The sequence below is a fragment of the Streptomyces sp. JJ38 genome (assembly GCF_019303475.1).
Classification (GTDB): domain Bacteria; phylum Actinomycetota; class Actinomycetes; order Streptomycetales; family Streptomycetaceae; genus Streptomyces.
Map to the genome: position 1 here is coordinate 35452 of NZ_JABLSI010000043.1, position 8407 is coordinate 43858.

General features: G+C 74.1%; 6 protein-coding genes. All 6 read left to right on the top strand.

The annotated features are described in order from the left end of the window. The first annotated feature begins 181 nt into the window (after positions 1–181). On the top strand, positions 182–1525 hold the full coding sequence (locus HPT28_RS21235) for a diaminobutyrate--2-oxoglutarate transaminase family protein (RefSeq protein WP_219092770.1): 1344 nt from the start codon (positions 182–184) through the stop codon (positions 1523–1525). Further along, positions 1522–3036, top strand: coding sequence for a pyridoxal-dependent decarboxylase (locus HPT28_RS21240; RefSeq protein ID WP_219092771.1), 1515 nt, complete (start codon positions 1522–1524; stop codon positions 3034–3036). Before HPT28_RS21235 ends, HPT28_RS21240 begins: the two co-directional genes overlap by 4 nt. Positions 3037–3102: 66 nt before the next feature. Next, positions 3103–3696 carry a GNAT family N-acetyltransferase gene (locus HPT28_RS21245; RefSeq protein ID WP_219092772.1) on the top strand — a complete coding sequence of 198 codons (594 nt, stop codon included), beginning with the start codon at positions 3103–3105 and terminating at the stop codon, positions 3694–3696. Positions 3697–3837: 141 nt separating this feature from the next. Beyond that, a complete protein-coding gene (locus HPT28_RS21250; RefSeq protein ID WP_219092773.1) occupies positions 3838–5106 on the top strand; it encodes an alanine racemase in 1269 nt (422 codons plus the stop codon). A 32-nt stretch (positions 5107–5138) separates the two neighbouring features. Beyond that, positions 5139–6956, top strand: coding sequence for an IucA/IucC family siderophore biosynthesis protein (locus HPT28_RS21255; protein ID WP_219092774.1), 1818 nt, complete (start codon positions 5139–5141; stop codon positions 6954–6956). Then, a complete protein-coding gene (locus tag HPT28_RS21260) occupies positions 6953–8332 on the top strand; it encodes a lysine N(6)-hydroxylase/L-ornithine N(5)-oxygenase family protein (RefSeq protein ID WP_219092775.1) in 1380 nt (459 codons plus the stop codon). The genes HPT28_RS21255 and HPT28_RS21260 overlap by 4 nt, the downstream gene beginning before the upstream one ends. Positions 8333–8407 lie beyond the last annotated feature (75 nt).

Consider the following 8407-nt stretch of genomic DNA (forward strand, 5'->3'; position numbering starts at 1 on the left):
ACCACCAGTCGTGGACGGCCGTTTCCCTGCCGGGGAGAAGCCGCGCCCGCCGGTGCGCGGTTGAGGGGATTTCACCGGGGCCCGGTACCGACGATCTGCAAGGTTAGGCTAACCTAAGTCCTGCCTGTGCGGCCTCCGCGTCGCGAGGCACCCCACACCCTGTGACCGAAGGGCCTGCCCGATGCTGCGTGCTCAACTCCTCGACCGCCAAGCGCGACGTGAGTCAGCCGCCCGTACCTACGCCCGCACGCTCCCCGTCGCCCCCGTCACCGCCGCGGGCGCCGAAGTCACCGGCGCGGACGGACGCACCTACCTCGACTGCCTCTCCGGCGCGGGCACCCTCGCACTCGGCCACAACCACCCCGCCGTCATCGCCGCCCTCCAGGGCGCACTCGGCTCCGGCGCCCCCCTGCACACCCTCGACATGATCACCCCGCAGAAGGACGCCTTCAGCACCGAACTCCTCAGCCGCCTCCCCGGAGACCTGCGCGACGACGCCAAGCTGCACTTCTGCGGCCCCGCGGGCACCGACGCCGTCGAGGCCGCGCTCAAGCTCGCCCGCACCGCCACCGGCCGCAGCGGCGTCATCGCCTTCACCGGCGCTTACCACGGCATGACCCTCGGCGCCGCCTCCGTCTCCGGGCCGCTGCGCATGCGCGGCGCCGACGGCCAGGGCCCCGCCGCGTCCCAGCCCGTCACCCGCCTGCCCTATCCCCACGCCTACCGCTGCCCCTTCGGCGTCGGCGGGGACGCGGGCGCCGCCCTGACGACCAGGCTGCTGGAACATCACCTCACCGACCCCAGCAGCGGCACCGCCACCCCCGCCGCCGTCATCCTGGAAATCGTCCAGGGTGAGGGCGGCGTCATCCCCGCCCCCGACACCTGGCTGCGCGAACTCCGCCGGATCACCGCCGACCACGGCATCGTGCTCATCGTCGACGAGGTCCAGACCGGGATCGGCCGCACCGGACGCCTGTGGGCCTGCGAGCACGCCGGAATCACCCCCGACATCCTCGTCACCTCCAAGGCCGTCGGCGGAGGACTGCCCCTCGCCCTCATCGCCTACCGGCCCCACCTGGACACCTGGCAGCCCGGAGACCACACCGGCACCTTCCGCGGCAACACCCTCGCCATGGTCGCGGGCGAGATCACCCTGCGCACCATCGCCGAGGAGCAACTCGCCGAGCACGCCGAGAAGCTGGGCTCCCGCATCCGCAGCGCCCTGCGCGACCTCGCCGACCGCCACCCCGTCATCGGTGACGTCCGCGGACGCGGCCTGATGATCGGCGTCGAACTCGTCCAGCCCGACGCCGACCCCGACGCCCTCGGCGCCCGCCCCGGCCACCCCCACTTCGCCCGCGCCCTGCAGAAAGCCTGCCTCGACCGCGGCCTGATGCTCGAACTCGGCGGCCGGGACGGCTGCGTACTGCGCCTCCTGCCCCCGCTCGTCCTCACCGACACCCAGGCCGACACCGTTCTGACCCGCCTCGCCGACGCCCTCACCGACGTGGAGCCCGCCGCATGAGCCAGTACCCCGACACCGCCATCGCCGCCGGCCCCGGCGACCCGCGCGCCCTGCGGGCCCTGACCGCCGTCGCACTCGACGCCCTCGCCGACGGCGCCGCCGCCCGCGGCGGCCCGCTGCCCGACGGCGGCCCAGACGCCGTCACCGCCCGCACCCGCGGACTCCTCGCCCCCGTCCTGCCCGAGCACGGCGTCGGCGCCCCCGACGCGCTCTACGACACCGTCCGCGCCACCGCGCAGGGCGCCGCCGACCCCGGCGAGACCCACTGCGTCGCCCACCTGCACTGCCCGCCGCTGGCCGTCGCCGCCGCCGCCGACCTCGCCGCCTCCGCCCTCAACCCCTCGATGGACTCCTGGGACCAGGCACCGGCCGCCGCCGTCATCGAGGAGGAGGTCACCGCCGCCCTCGCCGCCCTCATGTACCCGGCCGAGCAGCGGCCCGACGCCCTCATCACCAGCGGCGGCACCGAGTCCAACCTCGTCGCCCTCCTCCTCGCCCGCGAACGGGTCCGCGCCGCCACCGGCGGCACCGGCACCCTGCACGTCCTGTGCGGGGAGAACGCCCACCACAGTGTCCACCGGGCCGCCTGGATCCTCGGCCTGCCCGCACCCCGTCACATCCCCTGCCCCGGCGGCCGCATGGACCCCGACGCCGTCGACGCGACCCTGGCCGAACTGGGGGAGCGCGCCGAAAGCGCCCTCGTCGTGGCCACCGCCGGTACCACCGACGCCGGGCTCATCGACCCGCTGCCCGAACTCGCCCTCGCCGCCCGCCGCCACGGCGCCGAGCTCCACGTCGACGCGGCCTACGGCGGCCCCCTCCTCTTCAGCGAGCAGCTCGCCGGAGCGCTGCGCGGCATCGAGCACGCCGTCTCCGTCACCTTCGACCTCCACAAGATGGGCTGGCAGCCCGTCGCAGCCGGCGTCCTCGCCGTGCCCGACGCCGAGCTCCTAAACGCCCTGTCCCTGCGTGCCGACTACCTCAACGCGGACGACGACACCGAAGCCGGCCTGCCCGACCTCCTCGGCCGCTCCCTGCGCACCTCCCGCCGCCCGGACGCCCTCAAGATCGCCGTCACCCTGCGCGCTCTGGGCCGCAGCGGACTCGGCGGCATCGTCGAGCACTGCGTGCGCACCGCCCGGCAGCTGGGCGAGACGATCGACGCCCACCCGGCGCTGCGCCGCCGCCCCGGCCCCGTCGGCATCTCCACCGTCCTGTTCCGGCCGCTGGCCGCCGACGGACTGCCCGGCGACGAAGGCGACGCCCTCGTCGCCGACATCCGCCGCCAGCTCCTGAACGAGGGCCTCGCCGTCCTCGGCCGCGCCAAGGCGCCCGACCACGACGGCACGGCGAAGCTGTGGCTCAAGGCCACGCTCCTGCACCCGCAGACGGCCGCCGCCGACCTGGAGGACCTGCTCAAGCTCGTCGCCGAACGCGCCGAACCCACCCCCACCGCGGCGGTCGTGACGCTGCCCGCGCAGCAGGCCCGCTTGGAAAGCACCGCACTATGAATTAGCTTAGGCTCGCCTAACTTATTCATTCCGTGGTACGTCCAACGACAGAAGCCAGGAGGCAGCATGAGCCTGCGCGCCGCCACCGCGACGAGGTCCAGACCCGAGCACCCCCGACTCCCCGACGGTCTGCGCCTCGAACACCACACCGGCGAGGCCGTCGCCGCCGACCCCCACCCCTGGGCCCGCGTCTACGAGGAGGTCTACGCCGACGCCATCGACCTCAGCGACCACTGCGACCCACCGATCGCCGAACGCCTCACCCGACACGCGGGCCGACCCGGCTTCGCCCTCGTCGCCGCCCGAGCCGACGACGAGATCGCCGGCTATCTCTACGGCTACACCCTCCCCACCGACAGCCTCTGGTGGGAGGGCCTCACCCCCGAACCCAGCCCCGAGTTCACCCGCGAACACCCCGGCCGCACCGTCGGCCTGTGCGAACTCCTCGTCGCACCCCGCTGGCGCCGCGGCCACATCGGGATCTCGCTCGTCGCCGCGTTCCTCGCCGAACGCACCGAGGAACGCGCCGCCGCGCTCATAGCCGACGGTAACGACATCGTCCTCGACCGCTACGCCGACCACGGCTTCCACCGCGTCGGCACCCTCGAGCCCTACCCCGGCTGGCGGCCCCACACGATGGTCGTCGCCGACCTGCGCTGAACGAACGCACCACCCCCGCCCGGCCACACCGCCGTGTCCGGGCCGCACAGCCGTGCGCGGACCCGGTCCCCGGCCACACCGCCGACCCCGCCCGCCGCGCGGCCCCGCCCGCCCCGCCCCCGACCCAGTCAAGGCAGATTCGTGTCCATCGAGCTCCCGCCCTCAGCCGAGCACCGCGCCGCCTACCCCCTCACCACGCTCCCCGAGCGCGTCCGCGCCCGGCTCACGGAACTCGCCCACCAGCACGCGCCCCTGTCCGGCTACCTCTACGACCCGGGCACCGCGGCCGCCCGCGCCCGCGACCTGCGCGGCGCCCTGCCCGACTGGGCCGCCGTCTACTACGCCGTCAAGGCCAACTCCCACCCGGCCGTCCTGGCCGCACTCGCCCAGCACGTCGACGGCTTCGAGGTCGCCTCCGTCAGCGAACTCGCCCTCGCCCGCACCGCCCTCGACGGCGCCGCCCCCGCCCGGCCGGACCGCCCCGGTGGCACGCCCACCTCCGTTCTCGCCGCCGGACCCGCCAAGACCACCTCCGTCCTCACCGAGCTCATACGCGCCGACGCCGAGTCCATCAACGCCGAAAGCCTCCTCGAACTCCACCGCATCAACGCCATCGCCACCCGCCTCGGCACCACCGCACGCGTCGCCCTGCGCGTCAACCCCGCCCACATACCCATCACCGGGTCCCTCCAGATGGGCGGCGCACCCTCCGCCTTCGGCGTCCCCGAACCCGACGTCCCCGACGTCCTCGCCCAGGCCGCCACCCTCCCCGCTCTCGACATCGTCGGCTTCCACATCCACGCCGCCTCCGGCAACCTCGACGCCGACACCCACGCCGCCTACGTCCGCTGGTGCGTGGGCTGGGCCGCCGACACCGCCCGCGCGGCGGGCATCGACCTCCGCCAGATCGACACCGGCGGCGGCATCGGCGTCGCCTTCGAGGACGAGAAGCCCTTCGACGTCGAACGCTTCGGCGCCCTCATCGCCGACACCCCGCCCCCCGCCGGGGCCCGCGTCATCCTCGAACCCGGCCGCTACCTCGCCGCCGACTGCGGCTGGTACGCCGCCGAGGTCACCGACCTCAAGAACTCCTACGGCCACTGGTTCGCCATGCTCCGCGGCGGCATCAACCACTTCCAGCTCCCCACCTCCTGGGACATCGTCCACAACATCACCGTCCTGCCCGTCGACACCTGGCCCGCCGGCCTTCCCCGCCCCACCGCCGAAAACGCCTCCCTCACCGTCGTCGGCGAACTGTGCACCCCCGAAGACACCCTCCTGCGCGACGTCCGCGTCGACCGCATCCGCGCCGGCGACCTCGTCGTCTTCCCCAACTCCGGCTCCTACGGCTGGGAATTCGCCATGCCCAACTTCCTCGGGCACCCCGCGGCCGAACGCCACGTCCTGTGACCAGGCAGCACCCCGACCCCCAGGAGCCCGCCATGCCGCCCACCCCGAACACCCCGAACACCCCGGGAGCCCCCGACCCCCTCGACACCCCCGACCCCCTCGACACCCCGGACGCCCAGCAGGCCGCCGACCACGCCGCCACCGAGACCCTCCTGCGCGCCTACGTCCGCGAAACCGGCACCCCCGTACCCCCCACCGGGCACGCACTCCGCCTGCCGCTGCCCGCCACCGGCATCACCCTCACCGTGCCCGTCCGCCACCACTCCGCCACCGGCTGGCACCGCTTCGGCCCCGCCACCCTCGCCGACGGCGACACCACCGACGGCACCGCCGCGCTCCCCGCCGACGCCGCCCTCGTCGCCGCGGCCGCCATCCGCGAAACCACCCTCGGCCGCGGCCTGCCACCCCACCTCGGCGCCGACGCCGCCGCCCGCGTCCTCGGCTCCGCCCGGCGCACCGCCGCCCATCTCACCGCCCGACGCGCCGAACCCACCGCCACCACCGGCCCCACCCCCTTCCTCGACGCCGAACAGGCCCTTCTCCTCGGCCACCCCTTCCACCCCGCACCCAAGAGCCGGGAAGAAGCCTCCGACGCCGAGCTCGCCGCCTACTCACCCGAGCTGCGCGGCGCATTCCCCCTCCACTGGTTCGCCGCCCACCCCGACATCGTCACCGGTGAAACCCTCGACGGCACCCACCCCGCCGAACTCCTGCGCCCCCTCACCCACGGCCTCAGGCTCCCCGCCGGGACCCTCCCCGTCCCCGCCCACCCCTGGCAGGCCCGCGACATCCTCGACCGCCCGGACGTCCGCCAGCTCATCGACGCCGGCCTTCTCACCCCCCTCGGCCCCCACGGCGACCCCTGGCACCCCACCTCCTCCGTGCGCACCGTCCACCGCCCCGAGGCCCCCTACCAGCTCAAACTCTCCCTCGGCATGCGCATCACCAACTCGCGCCGCAACAACCTGCGCTCCGAGATGCGCCTCGGCGTCCGCGCCGCCCGCCTCCTGGCCGCCGGACCCGCCGACTGGCTCACCGCCCACCACCCCGCCTTCGGCATCCTCCGCGACCACGGCTGGATCTCCGCCGGCCCGGGCGACACCGAAACCGGCCTCGAAACCGCCCTGCGCGACAACCCCTTCGACGGCGGCCCCGACGACGCCCTCTGCGTGGCCGGACTCCTCGCCGAACGCACCGGCCCCGGCGACGGCACCCCGCCCGCCCACCGCGCCCAGCTCGCCGAAGCCGTCCACCGCACCGCCCGCGCCCACCACCTCACCACCGCGCGCGCCGCCGACCTGTGGTTCACCCGCTACCTCGACGTGCTCGCCGTCCCCCTCATCGCGCTCCACGCCCACTACGGCATCGCCCTCGAACCCCACCACCAGAACACCCTCGTCGCCCTCGACGACACCGGCCTGCCCCGCGCCGGCTGGTACCGCGACAGCCAGGGCTACTACCTCGCCGCCTCCCACGCGGACACCATCGAGCGCCTCCTGCCCGGCGCCACCAAGGACGTCGACCTCGTCTTCGACGACGCCTTCGTCGACGAACGCGTCGCCTACTACCTCGGCATCAACAACCTCCTCGGCCTCGTCGGCGCCTTCGGCGCCCTCGGCCTCGCCGACGAAACCGACCTCCTCACCACCCTCCACACCCGCCTCACCGCCCTCCGCCGCACCCACCCCGGCGCCGAAGGCCTCCTCGGCCTCCTCCTCGACGCCCCCACCCTGCGCTGCAAGGGCAACTACCTCACCTGCGTGGACGGCCTCGACGAACTCGTCGGCGACGTCCACACCCAGTCCGTCTACGTCGACCTACCCAACCCCCTCGCGGAGGCCCAGCCGTGACAGCCCAGCACCCCACCCACGACCTGGTCGGCATCGGCATCGGCCCGTTCAACCTGTCACTGGCCGCCCTCGCCGACCGCGTCCCCACCCTCAGCACCCTCTTCCTCGACAGCAAACCCGCCTTCTCCTGGCACCCCGGCCTGCTCATGGAAGGCACCACCCTCCAAGTGCCCTTCCTCGCCGACCTCGTGACCATGGCCGACCCCACCAACCCCTGGTCCTACCTCAACTACCTCCGCCACCACCAGCGGATGTTCCCCTTCTTCTTCTCCGAGCGCTTCCACATCCCGCGCCGCGAATACGACCACTACTGCCGCTGGGTCGCCGACAACCTCCCCAACACCCGCTTCGACGCCCACGTCACCGCCGTCACCTGGAACGAGACCGACCACACCTTCACCGTCACCCACCAGGCCGCCGACGGCACCACCAGCCACGTCTCCGCCCGCCAGCTCGTCCTGGGCACCGGCACCCAGCCCACCCTGCCCCCCGCCCTCCAGCACCTGACCACCCCCGAACACACCGGCCGCGTCCTGCACAGCGCCGACTACCGCACCCACCGCACCACCCTCGCCACCCTCGATGACGTCACCGTCATCGGCGCGGGCCAGTCCGGAGCCGAGGTCACCCTCGACCTCATCCGCCACCAGGACGGCAACGGCCACGGCGGCCCCCACACCCGCTGGCTCGCCCGCACCCCCGCCTTCGCCCCCATGGAGTACTCCAAGATCGGCCTGGAGCACTTCACCCCCGACTACATCGACTACTTCCGCGCCCTCCCCGACGCCACCCGCAAGCGCCTCACCCGCCAGCAGTGGCAGCTCTACAAGGGCGTCAGCGAAGAAACCCTCGGCGAGATCCACGACGAACTCTACGAACGCACCATCGGCGGCGGCCGCCCCCGCGCCGACCTCCACCCCGGCGTCGAGATCACCGCCGCGCACCACGACGGCAAGCGCTACACCATCACCTGCCACCACACCGAACAGCAGCGCGACTTCACCATCCACACCGACGCCATCGTCGCCGCCACCGGCTACACCCCCCAGCGCCCCGCCCTCCTCGACCCCCTCCTCGACCTCATCGACCTCGACACCCAGGGCCGCTACCAGATCGACGGCGACTACCGCGTCGCCCTCGACCCCCGCGTCACCGGCACCCTCTACGTCCAGAACGCCGAAATGCACACCCACGGCGTCGGCGCCCCCGACCTCACCCTCGGCGCCTGGCGGGCCGCCACCATCCTCAACGCCGCCACCGGCCACCCCACCCTGCCCGTACCCCGGCAAACCTCCTGGACGACCTTCGGCGCCCCCACCACCCCCCACACCCCCACCACGACCCCGACGGCCCCCGTCACCACCACCCGCCCATGAGCATCGACACCAGCGGCGGCGCCCCCCCCCCCCCCCCCCCCCCCCCCCCCCCCCCCCCCCCCCCCCCCCCCCCCC

Bases quoted from the DNA above. Each gene is read 5' to 3' on its own strand.
- HPT28_RS21235 (WP_219092770.1), top strand. From the start codon at position 182: ATGCTGCGTGCTCAACTCCTCGACCGCCAAGCGCGACGTGAGTCAGCC.
- HPT28_RS21240 (WP_219092771.1), top strand. From the start codon at position 1,522: ATGAGCCAGTACCCCGACACCGCCATCGCCGCCGGCCCCGGCGACCCG.
- HPT28_RS21245 (WP_219092772.1), top strand. From the start codon at position 3,103: ATGAGCCTGCGCGCCGCCACCGCGACGAGGTCCAGACCCGAGCACCCC.
- HPT28_RS21255 (WP_219092774.1), top strand. From the start codon at position 5,139: ATGCCGCCCACCCCGAACACCCCGAACACCCCGGGAGCCCCCGACCCC.